At 65.5% G+C, this 15,751-nt stretch carries 15 protein-coding genes; 5 read left to right on the top strand and 10 right to left on the bottom strand.

Annotated features, from left to right (window positions below; genetic code table 11):
* Positions 1-212: 212 nt before the first annotated feature.
* The 6 genes from AAFN55_RS11990 to AAFN55_RS11965 all read right to left on the bottom strand — a co-directional run bounded on the left by AAFN55_RS11990 (position 213) and on the right by AAFN55_RS11965 (position 6,603).
* Entirely contained in the window at positions 213-962 is a 750-nt protein-coding gene (locus AAFN55_RS11990) for an SDR family NAD(P)-dependent oxidoreductase (protein WP_347799059.1), read from the bottom strand.
* Positions 963-1,058: 96 nt separating this feature from the next.
* Positions 1,059-2,021, bottom strand: a complete 963-nt coding sequence (locus AAFN55_RS11985; protein WP_347799058.1) for an alpha/beta fold hydrolase — start codon at positions 2,019-2,021, stop codon at positions 1,059-1,061.
* Entirely contained in the window at positions 2,009-3,094 is a 1,086-nt protein-coding gene (locus AAFN55_RS11980) for an ABC transporter permease (RefSeq protein ID WP_347799057.1), read from the bottom strand. The genes AAFN55_RS11985 and AAFN55_RS11980 overlap by 13 nt, the downstream gene beginning before the upstream one ends.
* Positions 3,091-3,903 (bottom strand): ABC transporter ATP-binding protein, encoded by an 813-nt coding sequence (locus AAFN55_RS11975; RefSeq protein ID WP_347799056.1) that lies wholly within the window; start codon positions 3,901-3,903, stop codon positions 3,091-3,093. The genes AAFN55_RS11980 and AAFN55_RS11975 overlap by 4 nt, the downstream gene beginning before the upstream one ends.
* A gap of 55 nt (positions 3,904-3,958) precedes the next feature.
* A complete protein-coding gene (locus tag AAFN55_RS11970; RefSeq protein WP_347799055.1) occupies positions 3,959-4,993 on the bottom strand; it encodes an ABC transporter substrate-binding protein in 1,035 nt (344 codons plus the stop codon).
* 182 nt (positions 4,994-5,175) lie between these two features.
* A complete protein-coding gene (locus tag AAFN55_RS11965; RefSeq protein WP_347799054.1) occupies positions 5,176-6,603 on the bottom strand; it encodes an FAD-dependent oxidoreductase in 1,428 nt (475 codons plus the stop codon).
* Between the two features lie 258 nt (positions 6,604-6,861).
* Here AAFN55_RS11965 and AAFN55_RS11960 point away from each other — a divergent pair, with 258 nt between their 5' ends.
* Both AAFN55_RS11960 and AAFN55_RS11955 read left to right on the top strand, forming a co-directional pair.
* Positions 6,862-7,803 (top strand): LysR family transcriptional regulator, encoded by a 942-nt coding sequence (locus AAFN55_RS11960; protein ID WP_347799053.1) that lies wholly within the window; start codon positions 6,862-6,864, stop codon positions 7,801-7,803.
* A gap of 113 nt (positions 7,804-7,916) precedes the next feature.
* The gene (locus AAFN55_RS11955; protein WP_347799052.1) at positions 7,917-8,621 is read left to right on the top strand and encodes a hypothetical protein; all 705 of its coding nucleotides are present in this window, start codon (positions 7,917-7,919) and stop codon (positions 8,619-8,621) included.
* Here the strand turns inward: AAFN55_RS11955 and AAFN55_RS11950 are convergent.
* Positions 8,596-9,405 carry a TIM barrel protein gene (locus tag AAFN55_RS11950; RefSeq protein ID WP_347799051.1) on the bottom strand — a complete coding sequence of 270 codons (810 nt, stop codon included), beginning with the start codon at positions 9,403-9,405 and terminating at the stop codon, positions 8,596-8,598. The genes AAFN55_RS11955 and AAFN55_RS11950 overlap by 26 nt on opposite strands.
* 144 nt (positions 9,406-9,549) lie before the next feature.
* On the opposite strand from AAFN55_RS11950, the gene AAFN55_RS11945 reads away from it, so the two are divergent.
* On the top strand, positions 9,550-10,149 hold the full coding sequence (locus tag AAFN55_RS11945; protein ID WP_347799050.1) for a nuclear transport factor 2 family protein: 600 nt from the start codon (positions 9,550-9,552) through the stop codon (positions 10,147-10,149).
* A gap of 21 nt (positions 10,150-10,170) precedes the next feature.
* Complete coding sequence (locus AAFN55_RS11940) at positions 10,171-10,560, top strand: hypothetical protein (protein WP_347799049.1); 390 nt, start codon at positions 10,171-10,173, stop codon at positions 10,558-10,560.
* A 56-nt stretch (positions 10,561-10,616) separates the two neighbouring features.
* On the opposite strand, the gene AAFN55_RS11935 is transcribed toward AAFN55_RS11940, so the two are convergent.
* The 3 genes from AAFN55_RS11935 to AAFN55_RS11925 form a co-directional block, all read right to left on the bottom strand.
* A complete protein-coding gene (locus AAFN55_RS11935) occupies positions 10,617-11,318 on the bottom strand; it encodes an SMC-Scp complex subunit ScpB (RefSeq protein WP_347799048.1) in 702 nt (233 codons plus the stop codon).
* Positions 11,319-11,323: 5 nt separating this feature from the next.
* Positions 11,324-12,331, bottom strand: a complete 1,008-nt coding sequence (locus tag AAFN55_RS11930) for a DUF1403 family protein (protein WP_347799047.1) — start codon at positions 12,329-12,331, stop codon at positions 11,324-11,326.
* 150 nt (positions 12,332-12,481) lie between these two features.
* The gene (locus AAFN55_RS11925) at positions 12,482-14,176 is read right to left on the bottom strand and encodes an L-lactate permease (RefSeq protein WP_347799046.1); all 1,695 of its coding nucleotides are present in this window, start codon (positions 14,174-14,176) and stop codon (positions 12,482-12,484) included.
* Positions 14,177-14,529: 353 nt separating this feature from the next.
* Between AAFN55_RS11925 and AAFN55_RS11920 the strand changes: the two genes are divergently transcribed.
* Positions 14,530-15,687 (top strand): site-specific integrase, encoded by a 1,158-nt coding sequence (locus AAFN55_RS11920; RefSeq protein WP_347799045.1) that lies wholly within the window; start codon positions 14,530-14,532, stop codon positions 15,685-15,687.
* Positions 15,688-15,751: the final 64 nt, after the last annotated feature.

Raw genomic sequence — 15,751 nt, 5'->3', positions numbered from 1 at the left:
CCGCAGGGTCGGCCCGGAACCCCTATCGACGACGAGATCGCCCCGTTTCGACGCCATGCGGCCACCAAGGCCGCGGGGACGCCGGAACGGGGCGATTGTCTTTATACGCAATGGAGATGGCGGTTCGCCGTTCGGGCGTCCTGAATCAGGAGCCTCTTTGTCTGAGCATCGGAACAGCCCGAAAACCGGAGTCCACTTTTCGGGCCGATGCTCTAGACGGGTTGCGGTGCGAGCTGAGCCCCGCCGCAGACATGCAGGATGTCGCCGGTGATGAAGGACGCGCGATCGGAGGCGAGGAAGGCGATGGCGCCGGCGACGTCCTCTGGCGTGCCGAGCCGGTCGAGCGGCGTCAGCTTGCGGAAGGAGTCCGCCATGGCCGTGTTCTGCTCGACGAGCTTCTTGTTGAAGGGCGAATTGAGGAAACTCGGCGCAACGGCATTGACCCGTATGCCGTCCTTGCCGAGCTGCACGGCCAAGGCACGCGTCAATCCGATCAACCCGGCCTTGCTCGACGTGTAACCGATGCCCGTGCCGCTGAGATAGACGCGCGACGCCACGTTGACGATACTGCCGCCACCGGCCGCGCGCATCAGCGGTATGGCCTCCTGGCACAGCAGCATCGGCGCCGTGAGATTGATCGCCAGGACGGAGCTCCAGACATCGAGCTCGACTTCGCCGATCTTCGGCGCACCGGTCTTGCCGGCATTGTTGACGAGGCAGTCGAGCCGGCCGAAGCGCGCTCCGATCGTCGCGACCATCGGCTTCAGCGACGCAAGGTCCGACAGATCGACGTGCAAGGCCAGCGTATCGACGCCGAAATCGGCACGGATCTGATCGCAGACGGCAGTCGCCTCTTCCATCGCGATATCGGCGAGCACGACGGCAAAGCCGTCTTCGGCCAGCATCCGGGCCGTGGCCGAACCAACGGCTCCCGCGCCGCCGGTAATCAATGCAGTCTTCATCGGTCTCTCCGGTGTTGTCGGCAATGGCCGAGGATGCGCGGGCCTTGCCGGTGCCGTCTGCTGATGCCGGGCGTGAACCGACAGGTCTGCGATGCGCTACGGGGTGGACGGTTCCATTGCCGTGCATCGCCGCAGGAACGGCATGAGATGCGCAAGAACCGCGTCGGCCGCGATCTCCGGCTGGAGATGCCCTCCCCGCAACGCTGCGCCGCTGACGTCGGCCGCCCAGTTGCGCCAGATCGGAAGCGGATCCGCCGCATGGTCTTCCCACAAGCACAGGACGGGGCATCGCAACGTCACGCCCGCCTCCCTGTCGGCGCGTTCCTGCTCGAGGTCCGCGCCCATCGCCGCCGCATAGTCGCGATAAATGGCCTCGCGGACCGAACGTTTCGCGAATGCCCTTCGATAATCCGCAAGCGCCAGGGGGTGGAGGCGATCGATGCCACCGGCCATCTTGTCCAGCACGCTGTCGAGATAGCGCACCGGCTCGTGCGACAGCAGACGCTCGACAAGCTCCGCGGGCTGCGTGAAAAGAAACCAGTGCGGCGCACGCAGTGCGAAGGCGCCGTCGATCCGGTCCCAGACCTCGATCGTGGGGATCACCGTCAGCGAGGTGAAGCCGACGATGCGCCCGCGATCATCGTCCAGCGCCATCCGGTATCCGGCGCGCGCGCCGCGATCGTGTCCGACGATGGCGAAACGCTCGTGACCAAGCCTGTCCATCGTCTCGAACAAGGCGTTCGCAATGGCGCGCCGCGACGGTTCACGGACGGTCGCACTGCCCGGCGCCGCGACCGATCCGCCATAGCCGGGAAGATCGAGCGCGACGACACGGTGGGTCTGCGCAAGTCCCGGCGCGATGAGGTGCCACGCACACAGCGTCTGCGGGTAGCCGTGGATCAGCAGCACGACCGGCCCGTCACCGGCCGTTACCACGCGCATGGAAGAGCCATCGGCGAGGCTGACGCGCTTCACCGCAAAGCCGGGAAACAAGCCGTCCAGAACAGCCTCTTCACCGGCGCACGATGCCTGCGCCGCATCTGTGGTCAACGTTGCCATGGCATCAACCGGCGTTGCAGCGCCTGAAGGCCGTAGGTGAGCATCACGCCGAGCATCATGACCACGACCAGGCCGGCATACATCTTCTCGGGGTTCAGGACTTCCCAGTAATAGAAGGTGATGAAGCCGACGCCCTGCTTGGCGCGCAGGAATTCGACGGAGATGATGACGATCATCGCCGTGCCGAGCGCGATGCGCAGGCCCGCGAAGATCACCGGCAGCGACCCCGGTATGATGACATGCCGCATCATCTGCCAGCCATTGGCGCCGTAGTTGCGCCCCGCCATCAGGTAGACCTTGTCGATGCCGCGCACACCGGCCATCGTGTTGATCGTCATCAGGATGAAGACCGCGAGCGCGACGACGAGGATCTTCGGCCCCTCACCGAACGGATCGGCGAAGATCAGCATGACGATCGGGAAGATCGCGATCTTGGGCAGCACGTAGATCGCCGACAGCGTGGTGTCGAGCATCAGCCGCACCGTCTGGTTGACGCCCATCACCACGCCGAGAAGAATGCCGGGAATCGCCCCCAGCACGAAGCCGATGAAAACGCGGCTGATGGTCGCCAGCACATGGCTTTCCGACAGGAGCGTCCAGACGCCCGCGAACCCGTCCCGTGAGAAATATTCCGGAATCAGCCAAGGCCGTCCCAGCAGGCTGGTCTCGGAGAACCGGTCGTAGCGCACCGTCATGTCCCACAGGCCTGCCGCGATGCGCGAGGGCTGGGGAAACCATGTCGGATTGATCAGGCCGTAGTCGCCCGCCAATTGCCACATCAGCAGCACCAGTGCGGGAAAGCCGAAAGCAAGCGTGCGCTCATAGGCCGTGCGGCGACGCAAAGGCACCATGCGGCCGAGGCGCTCGCATATGAGGACGAGGACGACGAAGCCGGCGATGATGGCGAGCCATGCAAGCGAGCGCCAGAGACCGGTGACCGCGAGCAATGCGTTGAACGCGACCGCCGCGCCGAGGAGCATGAGGATGGCGCGGCGGTCTGCCGCATGAGCGCGACGGGGAGTGCTCGGCGCGCCCGTGCCCTGCGAAAGCGATTTGGCTGAAATCTCGGTCATTGCTGCATCTCCATCGCGCGGGTCACTTCGCTGGATAGCTGGTTCCAGATCTCGGCGCGGTACTCCGCGAAGCGCGGCGTGTTCATCGCGTCGATCGACCTGGGGCGGGGCAGGTCGATGTCGAATGTCGCCAGGCGGCGGCCCGGCTGCGCGCTCATCAGGATCACGCGGTCGCCCAGAAGCACCGCCTCGTCGAGGCTGTGCGTTATGTAGACGACGGTCTTGCGGGTCTCTTCCCAGATCCGCAGCAGCTCTTCCTGCAGGACCACCCGCGTCTGCGCGTCCAGCGCGCCCAGCGGCTCGTCCATCAGCAGCACTTCCGGGTCGTTGGCGAGCGCGCGGATGATGCTGACGCGCTGCTTCATGCCCCCCGAAATCTGGTGAGGATAATAGTTCGCGAACTTCGCCAGACCCACCCGGTCGAGCCAGTAGCGGGCCGTCTCCTGCCTCTGGCGCAGGCCTATGCCGCGCATCTGGAGGCCGAAGGCGACATTGTCGATCACCGTCTTCCACGGGAAGATGGCGTATTCCTGGAAGACCACGCTGTTCAGCGGCTTGCCCGGTTCCGTGCCCGGGCGGATATCGATCGTCCCCAGCGATATGTCCTCCAGCCCGGCGAGCATGCGCAGGAAAGTGGACTTTCCGCATCCCGACGGTCCGACGATGCAGACGAACTCCCCATCGGCGACGTCGAGGCTGAAATCGTCGAGCGCCACCATCGAGCCATCGACGGTCGGATAGATCTTCGAGACGTTGCGTGCGGCGATCTTCGGCGCGCCGGACGCGCCGCTGTTTGACAGGCTGGTCATGTAAAATTCCTCATCGGTCCGGCGCGCGGTCGCGCGCCGGAGCTTCAACGGCGGATTACTGTCTGCCGAGGGTCTCGACGGCCTTGGCCGTGAAGGTCTCGTCGACGACCGTGGAGATATCCAGCGGCTCTTCATACTCGGTGCGGCCGTTCTCGCGGTGGACCCGCTCCAGGTCGGACAGGCCGTCGACCGGGATCTCGACATTGGGATCGTAGATCACCGGGCTGCCGCTGCGCAGCGCTTCTTCGGTCGATGCGGTGTGCTTCATGAAGGCATCGAGGTTTTCCTGCGACAGGTAGTCGGCGCCCTGCATCATGCGGGCCGCCTCCGCCAGTGCGAGGACGAAGCGTTCGGCAACCTCCGGCCGCTCGTTGACGAACTTGCCCGACCCGACGAAAGCGACCGTCATCAGGCCCGGCGTGATGTCCTGCGCCAGCATGACGCCATTGCCCGAATCGAGGATCTGGTCGGAGAAGGGCGAGCTCAGCAGCACCGCGTCCACCGCCTTCGCCTCGATCGAGGCAGGCATATCGGCATTGCCGATATTGATGAGCTCGACATCGCGAATGGTCAGGTCGGCCAGTTCCAGCGCCTTGCTGACGAAGTATTCGCCGCCGCTGCCCGGTCCGCCCGCCGCACCGATGCGCTTGCCCTTCAGGTCGGCGATCGTCTTGACCTCGCCGCTTTCGGACAGGTCCTTGCGAACCAGAAGCTTGGTCGGACCGTCCTCCATCGGGTCGAGCGCGCCGGGCGCGATGATGCGGATGTCGAGGCCGCGATCCCAGGCCGACCAGAGGGAAGCAACGATGGAGATGCCGCCGACATCGACGGTGCCCTGATCGAGGAAGGCGATCGCTTCCGTGCCCGACTTCACGCGTTCGAATTCGACGTTGAGTCCGTATTTCTCGAAGATGCCCTGGCCGTCGGCAACATAGGCGGTCGCGAACTTCATGATCGGCACATAGGCGATCTTCACGGTCTGCGGCGGATCGAGCGGCGCCACGTCGGCGGCAGCCGCGGCCCCGGCCGTAAACGCGCCGCCGAGCATCATCGCCACGGCGACGGCCTTTCTGATCGTCAACTTCAACATTCTCTCACTCCCTGTTTCATATGGTCGATTGCGCCCGCGAAGCCGATGGTCCCGGCCGTGTCTGCGCAAGGTGCTCCTCCACGCGCTTCGCGGTCTTCACCGGGCCGGACATGGATCGTCCGGCTCCGATTCCTTTGGCGCGCCGTGAGGCGGGCACGCCGTTTCCTTCGCCTTGCCCCGGTTCACGCCTCCGCCATTTCCTCCAGCGGGTTCAGATAGGCGCCCTGGGCGAGCAGATTACTCCTCAGCTCCGAAATAGGAACCTGCGCGGGTTGCAACCCCCGATCCGCGGCAAGGGCCGCCGCCACGCCGGCGGCGTGGCCGGTCAGCCAGCATTGCGGGATTTCGCGCATGAAGGAATGGCTCGTCGCGTCGCACGACAGGTGCCGGCCGGGGGCCAGCAGGCCGCCTACGCTCTGCGGCACCATGGTGGAATAGGGAACCGAGACGTTGGCGAATTTCGGCGACAGCGACGGCGAGACGCCGATCTCGTCGGCAACCGTGCGCCCGTCCCACATCTCGCGCGTCAGCTTGCCCATGCCGACGAGACGACGGCCGTGACGGACACCGAGCTGCGAGCCTGACACCATGATGTAGGCGTCGCGGAAACCCGGCGCGTGTTCGCGGTAGAAGGCCAGGTGCTCGAGCATCAACTGGTGGCTCCTGATCTCGACTTCCGACAGGTCCTCGACCTTCAGCGCGGAGTAGCCTGACAGGCGCGGGCCCATGAACACGGCCACCTCGTTGCGCCACGAGACGACGGGCCGCTCGAAATAGCGCATCGTCTCGCGGCCGCGCGCCATGAACTGCGTGTACTGCTCGGGCGTCTCCGCGCGAAACCGCAGGAAGGCATTCATGTCGACGCCCGCGAACATCCAGGAGGTGTTCATGCAGCCATGAATGTCGCGCTGGTCGACCTCGGTGTCGAAGTCGGAACCGGCGCGGGCGAAAAGGTCGCCGTCGCCCGTGGCGTCGATCGTCACCTTGGCGAGAACCGCGCGGCGGCCCTCCTTGCTTTCGAAGACGCAGCCGGTGACGCGTCCGTCCTCGACCAGCGGACGGGCTCCCCAGGCATGGAAGATCGGGTGGACGCCGGCATCCAGCACCATCGCGAGCGATTCTGCCTTCAGCCATTCCGGATCGAGCGTCGGCGAGTAGGTGACCGTGTTGTGATAGGCGGCCGTTCGCAGCGACCAGTAGGCCACCTTCTCGGGATCGCGGGATCCCCAGTCGGCCTTCTCGGGACCGGCGATCTTGTCGCGCGTCAGCCGCGACAGCACCTCTTCCGCAAATCCGCGGATGACGTGCTTGCCCGACCAGTCGCTCATCCGGTCGATCCAGATGACGAGACCGCCGGTCGACAGGCCGCCGAGATGGTTGTAGCGCTCCAGAAGCACGACGTCGGCGCCGAGGCGCGCTGCCGCGACCGCCGCCGCTGTTCCAGCGGGGCCGCCACCGACGACGAGAACGTCACATTCCGTATGCACGTGGACGGGCTGCGCCGGCTCCTCGATCACGCGCGTCGACAATCTGCGTCGTTCCTGGCGCTGCGTTTCGAACGTTTCCGCCTGGAAGAACAGGCGTCCTCCCTCCGGTTCCATCGTGCCCATCTGTCTGCGTCCTCCCGTCCTGTGCGCCGACGCCGCGCGAGTTCTCGCCGCGTCTGCGTATCGTCGATCTGCGGTTGCGGAAGCCATCGGCGAGGAGGACGCTCACGGTCCAGCCGGGCTGCCGTGATCTTCGCGCATTCTCCTCCCCATGCACGGCACCGCCAGCATGTGACTTGACGGTAAGAGTGACGCATTGCTTGATCAAACGAATTTCACTCGTCTATTAATGCACCAGATTAATCAATGGAGGATCGCTCGATGGACATTCTCGGCCTCGAGGCATTCATCCGGATCGCCGAATGCGGCAGCTTTCGGCGCGCGGCGACGGCGATGAACCTGTCGCAGACAGCGCTCAGCCATCGCATCAAGAAACTGGAACAGGATGTCGGGCTGAGCCTCTTGCAGCGCACCACCCGGACGCTGACGCTGACACGCGCAGGCCAGGACTTCTTCCCCAAGGCGCGCGACATGATGCTGCGGCTCAACACCCTCTACGAGGATCTGAAGGTCGAAGGCAGGCGCGCGCATGAGCGCGTCGCCATCGGATGCCTGAGTTCGCTCGGCGAGCGCTACCTGCCCTCGGTGCTGCGGACGTTTCGCGAGCGCTTTCCCTCCGTCAACATCAGCATCCACGACGAGCATGCCGCGGTGCTGTGCGATCGCGTGCTGTCGGGCGACATCCAGTTCGCCCTGACGATCCTCGGCGCGCAGCACTGGGCACAGAAGTCGCGCGTCCTGTTCGAGGAGGATTTCGTCGCAGCCGTGCCGGTGGACCATCCGCTCGCCGACCGGACGCACCTCGCCTGGGCGGACCTCGTCGGACACCCGCTTGCCAGGGTATCGACCACCACCAGCCACGGCTTCATTCTCAGCGAGAGCCTGAACACGTTCCCGCATGAACTCGATTGGCGCTACGAGGTGCAACGCACGCATATGGCGGGGAGCCTGGTCGTCGCCGGTCTCGCGATCACCGTCCTGCCCCGCCCCGCCATCCCCACGCATGAAAGCGTGCGCATCATTCCGATCACCGAGCCGACGATCCGGCGCACCGTGGGCATCATCTCGCTGAGCGGCGTGCCGCTGTCGGCCCATGCCGTGCAACTCCAGCGTATCCTGCTGCGCGAGATCGCGAAGACGTCCGCCAGGTCCGGCAGCCGCCCATCCAGGCACCCTCAGGAAATTCGAGCCGAAATCGCCTGATCGGCGAGGCGCGATCCGTCTGCTGTTCCACTAAGAGAACTTGTTCACTAGAGATACATATCTCTCACGCCGGCAAATCGTCGGCACGGCACATGCGAAAGCGAGCGGAAATCATGGTGGATTTGAACGGCGAGGGACTTCTCGCGCTCTGGAACGGCGTCGAGCCTGCGCGGACGGCCGAGTACAATGCCTGGCACACGCGCGAGCACGTACCGGAGCGCATTTCGGTGCCGGGCATCCATGGAGCGCGCCGCTACGTTCGCCTCGACGGGCCGCTTCCGCAATATCTGACGCTTTATCCGATGCAGAACCTCGACGTGCTGCAAAGCGCGCCGTATCTCCGCCTCCTCGACCACCCGACCGACTGGTCGCGCACCATGCGGCCGTCGCTCAGCGACTTCATGCGCCTGTGCTGCCGCCGCGTCCTGTCCCTTGGCGGAGGCATGGGCAGCGCGCTGGCCGCGATCACCGTGGGGGAAGCGACGGACCTGCGCGCGGACGCGCTTCACGCACTGATGGCGGATCTGCTTCGACACGACGCCTTCACAGCGATCCATATCATCGAACGCGACGGGTCCGTGCCGGACGTCCCCTTCACTGTCGGCGGGGGAACTCCCGAGTTTCCGCGCGGCGGCGCGATCCTGTTCGAGGGCTATGACGACGCCGCGCTCGCCGCAAGGCTGGCGCATGCATGCGACGAACTTGCCCGGATCGGCCTCGACGATCCCGCCTCGACACTGACCCGGTATCGGCTGGCCTATGCGCTGGATCGCGCGTCGCTCGACCGGGTGATCACGATCGGCCCGCCCTTTCAATGACGTCCCGCGACATGCGGGCGGCAAGCGCGGCCTGTTCCGCCATGCCCAGAGCGGCATGGCGCGCGGCCGGAGCCTCGATCGCGAACGGCGTCCCTGCCGGAAACGCAGCGACGAAGTCCTCCAGCCACAATCCGCCTTCGCCCGGATAGAGACGCTCGTTGCGCGCCTCGTGGCGCAACTGGTCGGCGGGGGGAATGGGGCCGGGCGCATCGCAGAGGTGAGCGTAGCGGAACAATGCGGGATCGTAGCCGGCGATCTCGGCGGGAGAGCCGCCGGAACGGCTGAGATGCAGCGAATCGACCAGCAGTCCCGCATCCGGTGTGCCCGCTTCCACCAGGAACGCATGCGCTTCGGCCAATGACCGTATCTGGCTGTAGGGAATGAATTCGAGCATCGGCACGATGCCGCAATCCTTCGCATGGTCGCAGAACCGCGCGAAACGATCGAGCAGCCGCGGCCGGTCCGGGTCGTTGCCGACGACGAGCACATGCCGGGCGCCGAGTTCCGCGCCCGTCTCGATACCCGCCATGAATGCATCCATGTCGGTATCGGCCATCAGCCAGAACGCCTCCACGTCGAGCAGTGTCAGGCCGGTGTCGCGCAGCCTGGCCTTGATCGCGCGCTGCATCTGCGGGTCACCCACCACGGGCACGATCGCCTCGGCCGCCATCGGCGGCTGTATCCTGAGGCCAACGGCGTCGAACCCCGCGCGGGCGGCGAATTCCACGAGTTCAAGAGGACCTGCCTTGATGATGGTGAAATGTGCGAGCGAAAGCATCGGCATCGTCCCTGGAACCTCCTGCGAAGCGTCATGCGAAGGGCGGTCGACACCGCCGTCGACGCCCCGTTCAAGCTTTACATATTGAACTAGTTCACATAAGAAAATAGAATTCTTCGTCCAACACCATTGCCATTTCAGGAAGACCCCATGCCAGACCAGCAGACCGACCGCCTTGCAATCAGAGATCTGCTGGAGAACTGGGCCGTCTGGCGCGACGCCGGCGACTGGGAGAGATTCCGCACCGTCTGGCATGACGACGGCCGCATGATGGCCACATGGTTCCAGGGCACGGCGGACGAATTCATCGCGGTCAGCAAGGCGGGCTTTGAGAAAGGCGTGCGCATCCTGCATTTCCTGGGCGGCACGTCGATCGACCTGTCGGGCGAACGCGCCATCGCGCAGACCAAGATGACCATCAGCCAGCGGGCGGATGTCGAGGGCGTCGCCTGCGACGTCGTATGCACCGGGCGCTTCTACGATTTCCTTGAAAAGCGCGATGGCCGCTGGGGCGTCGTGCTGCGTCAGCCGATCTACGAAAAGGACCGGCTCGATCCGATCGACCCGACCCGGACGCCGAAACTGGATCCTTCCGTGCTCGAGGGTTTTCCCGAAGGTTACCGTCACCTGGCCTATCTGCAGGCCGGCATCGGCTACCCCGTCAAGCGCGACATGCCGGGCCTGACGGGACCGGAAGTGACCGCACTGTACAGCCGCGGCAAGTCCTGGCTTTCAGGCGGCGCGCTCTGACGGGAAGCGACGGAGAACGCCATGCCGCATATCACCATCGATTACACGAGCGGCCTGGACGCCGATATCGACATGCGCGCCCTTGCCGACGCGGTCCATGACTCCGCCTGCCGGTCGGGTGTATTTCCGATCGGCGGCGTGAGGACGCTGGTCCGGCAGGCCCAGTACAGCCGTGTCGCCGACCGGGGCGACGGCGCCGGCTTCGTTCAGATTTCGGTACGCATCGCCCCCGGGCGCAGCACCGAAACCAAGACGGACGTCGCGCGCACGCTCTTCGAGGCCGCAGCATCGGCGATGTCGGCCGTCTTCGAGACGCGCGACGATGTTGCCTTGCAGTTGGAGATCACGGAATTCGATCGGGCGATGACGCTGAGCCGCAACAAGATGATCCCGTCCCCCGCAAGGCCGTGACCGCATCCTGGAAGAGGGGCGCAACGCGCCAACGGCGCGCTCGGGACGGATGGTCGTCAGACCCCGTCTTCCGCCCCTGCTTCACCCTCCCCCTCCCCCGCAGCCAGCCCGACCGGAATATCGCCGCTTAGAAGCTTCTCCTTCGAGAGCAGTCCGGCATCCTCCAGCGCCTCGAAATCGGGCAGGTCGCGCAGCGTGTCGAAGCCGAACTCCAGCAGGAAGTCCTTGGTCGTGACGTAGGTGTAAGGCGCCCCCGGCGTGGGGCTGCGCGGCCCCGAGGCGATCAGCTTTGCGCCGCGCAGGTGACCGATCAGGTCGCGCGAAACCTCCTTGCCGAAGAAGGACGACAGTTCGGCGCGCGTGATCGGCTGGAAATAGGCGATGCACATCAGCACCAGCATCTCCAACTGGCTGAGGTCGACGGCGCGCTCGCTTGCGCCGACAGCCGCGCGGATGGCGTCCGCATAGGATGGCCGGGTCAGATGCTTCCAGCCACCGGCGACGGCGACCAGATCGTAGGGCCGGCCGCGCAGGTCCTCGCGGATGTCGTCGATCAGAAGATCGATGCTGCAACCCTTGCCCACCACCCGCGCCAGCGTCTCGCGCGTGACCGGTTCGGCGGCGGCGAAAATCACCGCCTCGACGCGATGCATCCATGCACGCCACCGCGCCTCCGGCGGCAGATGGTCCAGTTCCCGGTCGAACAGAGCCGCGGCTTCCTGGTCCGCTTTTCGTTTCCTGGCCGCTCTCTCCGCCATGCTCGTCACAGCCCGTAGATGCGGAAGGTCGAGCGTCCGGACAGTTCGCGCACCGCGCCGAGTTCGACCAGCCGGTCGAACAGGCGGCGCAGGCCGCGATCGCTTATTCCGGCGATTCTGTCCGATGCCACCATTGCGTCGTCGGTCAGCAGCTTTGCGACGACGGCTTTTGCCGCCCTGGCCCTGAGTTTCGGGGCTACGGCGAGGAGCTTTTCCGCACGGCGTTCGAGTTCGCTCGACAGATCGATGGCGCGCAGCGCGGCGCGCGCCTGCCCTGCCAGAATTGCCGTCGTCCGATCGGCCGCCCGCTCGGTGAACGACATGCCCGCGGCCGGGTCCCGCCGGCGACCGGCACCCGCCCTCACGCCGGCCTCGGTGCCCAGCAGCGGTATGGCACGGGACCACCCCAGCCGCTGCGCCAGCAGCGCATCCGCGAGCCAGCATCCGAAAGGATGCCCGAAGCCGTAGCGTTCGGCAGCGTCAAATGCGCCGGTCGACGTCCCGACCACCCCGGCGCTTGCCCGGAGCTCGCGAAGGTCTTCCGCGAGATCGCGAACCGCTTCATCGTCGCGAGCATAGCCGAACGCCTCCAGCACCGCGGCGAGGTCTCCTTCGGTCAGAAGCTCGCCCGGCGGCCGAGTCGCCAGCCTGCGCCAGGCCAGCAGCAGGCGGCCCGCAGGTCCGATCTCGTCTCCCGGTCGCGTCAGCGACGCCGCGTCGCGCAAGGCCGCTTCGTCCTCCACGCGGCCTGCGGCCCCTGCGGTGACTGCGGCAGCGGCGAGCCCCAGCCGCTGCCGCCATACTCCCGCCGACCTGTCCTGCCGGCGCACGACCGCATCGAGCGCGGCAATAGCGGCACCTGTGACGAGCGCGGCATCCTCGATGGTGTGTTGCCCAAAGGCTTGTGCATCAACCGCCCGTGTGCCGGAAACCGCCCGGCGCAGCCAGTTCGATACAACCGGCGCGAGGGGTTGATCAGTGTCTGGCTGAGAAGGTTCGGGCCGCAGAATCATCCCGGTGACGATGAATCATTACGGCGCTTTTGGCAATCGTTCCGCGCAAAAACCGCCGCGCCTGTCGAGCAGCCACAACGTCCGATAATGTTGCATTATCGGTTATTATGCTCGTCCGCGCCGAAATGGCGGTTTTCACCGTGCTGAGCCCTATTGCGGGATCAGCGGATCGGCGGCGCCGACGACGTAGTAGCCGACCATGACCAGCGTGCCGGCGAGGACGAGATAGTAGAGCGTCGGCAGGATCGTGATGCGCAGCGTCGCCCCTTCCCGGCCGAGCAATCCCACCGTCGCAGCGGCGGCCACCACGTTGTGGATGGCGATCATGTTGCCGGCGGCGGCGCCCACGGATTGCGCGGCGATCATCAGCGCCGACGACAGGCCGAGCCCCTGTGCGACGGAGAACTGGAACTGGCTCAGCATGACGTTGCTGACCGTGTTCGATCCCGCGAGAAACGCCCCAAGCGCGCCGATGGACGGCGCGAAGAACGGGTAGATGCCGCCGACCTGCGTGGAGACCCATTCAGCGACCAGAATGGGCATGCTGTCGAGGTCGGATGCATTCACGCCGGAATTGATCATCACCCGAACCATGGGCACGGTGAACATCAGCACGAAACCCGCCCCGATCAGCGTGGTGGTGCTTTCGCGCGCCGCCTTCACGAAGCCCGAGAACGGCATGCGGTGAAGCAGAAGCGCGATCAGGCAGACGATGACGAGAAGACCGCCGGGCGAGAAGAGCGGCGCGAAGTCGCCGCTGATGCCGTCCTCCCCGAGGATTTGCGGCGCGACATAGGTCACAGATTTCAGGGCGTCACCGAGCGGCGTGAAGACCCGCGTCAGCACGAGGATCAGCGCCAGCAGGATGTAGGGCGCCCAGGCCAGCAGCAGCGGTATCTTGCGTGTCGCGAGTTCGTCGAGGCCGGCGTCGATCTTGCCGAACCAGTCTTTCGGCCATTCCGCCTTCGGTGCGAAGTCCCACGTGTCGCGCGGAATGAGGAAGCCGGCGCGCGCCGCGAGCGTGACGATGCCGAGCCCGACCATGCCGCCGAGAATCGAGGGGAACTCCGCCCCGAGGAAGACCGCCGCCAGCACATAGGGAATCGTCATGGCAAAGGCCGCGAAGATCGCGAATGGCGCGATCGACAGCCCTTCCGACCAGGATTTGTTCTTGCCGAAGAAGCGGGTCATCACAAGCACGAGGAAGAGCGGGATCAACGTGCCGCAGATCGCGTGCAGGATCGCCACCTCGGAGGTGATGATCTGGAAATAGGTCTCCCAGTTCGAGCCGGCGGCGGTAAGCTGGGCCGCGACGGCCTCCTGGTCCACACCGGTCTGGACGCCGACGATCAGCGGCGTTCCGACCGCGCCGAAGGAAACCGGCGTCGACTGGATCATCATGCCGAATACCACGGCCGCCATGGCGGGAAAGCCGACGGCGACCATGAGAGGCGCGGCGACGGCCGCCGGCGTTCCGAAGCCGGACGCACCCTCGATGAACGATCCGAACAGCCAGGCGATCAGGATCACCTGCACCCGCCGGTCGGAGCTGATCGAGGTGAAGCCCGAGCGGATCGTCGAGATCGCGCCGGAATGTTTCAGCGTGTTCAAGAGCAGGATCGCGCCGAAGATGATCCACAGCAGCCCGGCCGTCTGCAACAATCCCTGCAGCGTCGAAGCGATCACGCGATTGGGACTGACCCCCCAGACGACCAATGCGATGACGACGGCCATGACATAGGTGAACGGCATGACGATTCGCGCCGGAAAGCGGAAACCCACCAGGAGCACGCCTGCCGCCAGAATGGGTAGAAATGCCAGGAAAGCCAGAAAACCTATGGACACTGTAAATCTCTCCTCCATGATTTGCGCAGTCCAGCGCCACGCCGGATATGCGCTCGGATCGCCCCTCCGCAGACGATCCACGGGGGTCTGGTAACCAACGCGTACAAAGCGTGTCAATCGCAGGAGGAAAATTCGACCGATAATCGAAAACACGATTTGCTTATGGACCGCGCATCCCGGCGATCATCTGACGGAGATTTGCAAGATACAGGCATGCCTCCAAAACTAAGCTGATGGAGCATTCTCATTGCCATCGCAGGAGGCGGTCTCTAGACTCGCCTGAATTCGGATTTACGGCGTCTTGCGTCCATCTTTGACAGTGCCTCGCCGACATCGACATGCATGAAAACGGGATGAGAAGCATGCGACCGCCTGCCACCATGAATCCGCCTGTTACCGACGATCTGCCCGACATCGTCGACATCGTGCGCGACATGGCGCAGGGCCCGCTCAAGGCCCCCTCCCCTCCCCCGCTGCAGCCGATTTCGGTGCAGGAACCCGCTTCTTCGTCCCTGCCGGCGCATCTCGACGATCTTGCCGGCCGCGCCCGCGATTATGTCGATGCGGCGACGTCCGCCAACACACGGCGCGCCTATGCAGCCGACTGGCGGCATTTTTCCGCCTGGTGCCGGCGTCAGGACGTGCCGCTCGTGCCGCCGGATCCGCAGATCGTCGGGCTCTACATCACTGCACTCGCCTCCGGCAGCGATGCGAACATGGCCATCGAGGGTAAAAAATCCGTCTCGACGATCGAGCGGCGGCTGTCGTCGCTGTCGTGGAATTATGCGCAGCGCGGAACGCCGCTCGACAGAAAAGACCGCCACATCGCCACCGTGATGGCCGGCATTCGCAACCGCCATGCCGCGCCGCCGCGCCAGAAGGAAGCGATCCTGCCCGAGGACCTGATCGCCATGCTGGAAACCCTGGACAGGGGAAACCTGCGCGGCATCCGGGACAGGGCGATGCTTCTCGTCGGCTTCGCCGGCGGCTTGCGCCGCTCCGAGATCGTCGGGCTGGATGTCGGACGCGACCAGACCGAAGACGGAAGCGGCTGGATCGAGTTCTTCCCGAAAAAGGGCCTGCTCGTGACGTTGCGCGGCAAGACCGGGTGGCGCGAGGTCGAGATCGGGCGCGGCTCCTCCGACGCGACCTGCCCGGTCGTCGCGGTCGAGGCCTGGATGACCCTTGGCCGCATCGGACATGGACCGCTGTTCCGCAGGGTGACCGGACAGGGCAAAAAACCGGGCGCGGAGCGGCTGAACGACCGGGAGGTCGCCCGCCTCGTCAAGCGCACGGCGCTCGCGGCCGGCGTTCGCGGCGATCTGGCCGAGGGCGAGCGCGGCGGCAGGTTTGCCGGACACTCGCTGCGGGCCGGCCTTGCATCCTCGGCGGAAGTCGACGAGCGCTACGTGCAAAAGCAGCTCGGCCACGCCTCGGCCGAGATGACCCGCAAATACCAGCGCCGCCGCGACCGTTTCCGCGTCAATCTCACCAAGGCGGCCGGGTTGTAACAGCGCCCTCCCCTGCTCGATTTCGGGCAGTGTTTGATCGCTCGGCCTCCCAAAGGCTCGAAAT

Origin of the sequence: Mesorhizobium sp. CAU 1732 (assembly GCF_039888675.1) — a bacterium.
GTDB lineage: Bacteria > Pseudomonadota > Alphaproteobacteria > Rhizobiales > Rhizobiaceae > Aerobium.
Note: the sequence above shows the minus strand (reverse complement) of the source record. Positions and strands in the feature narration are given on the sequence as shown.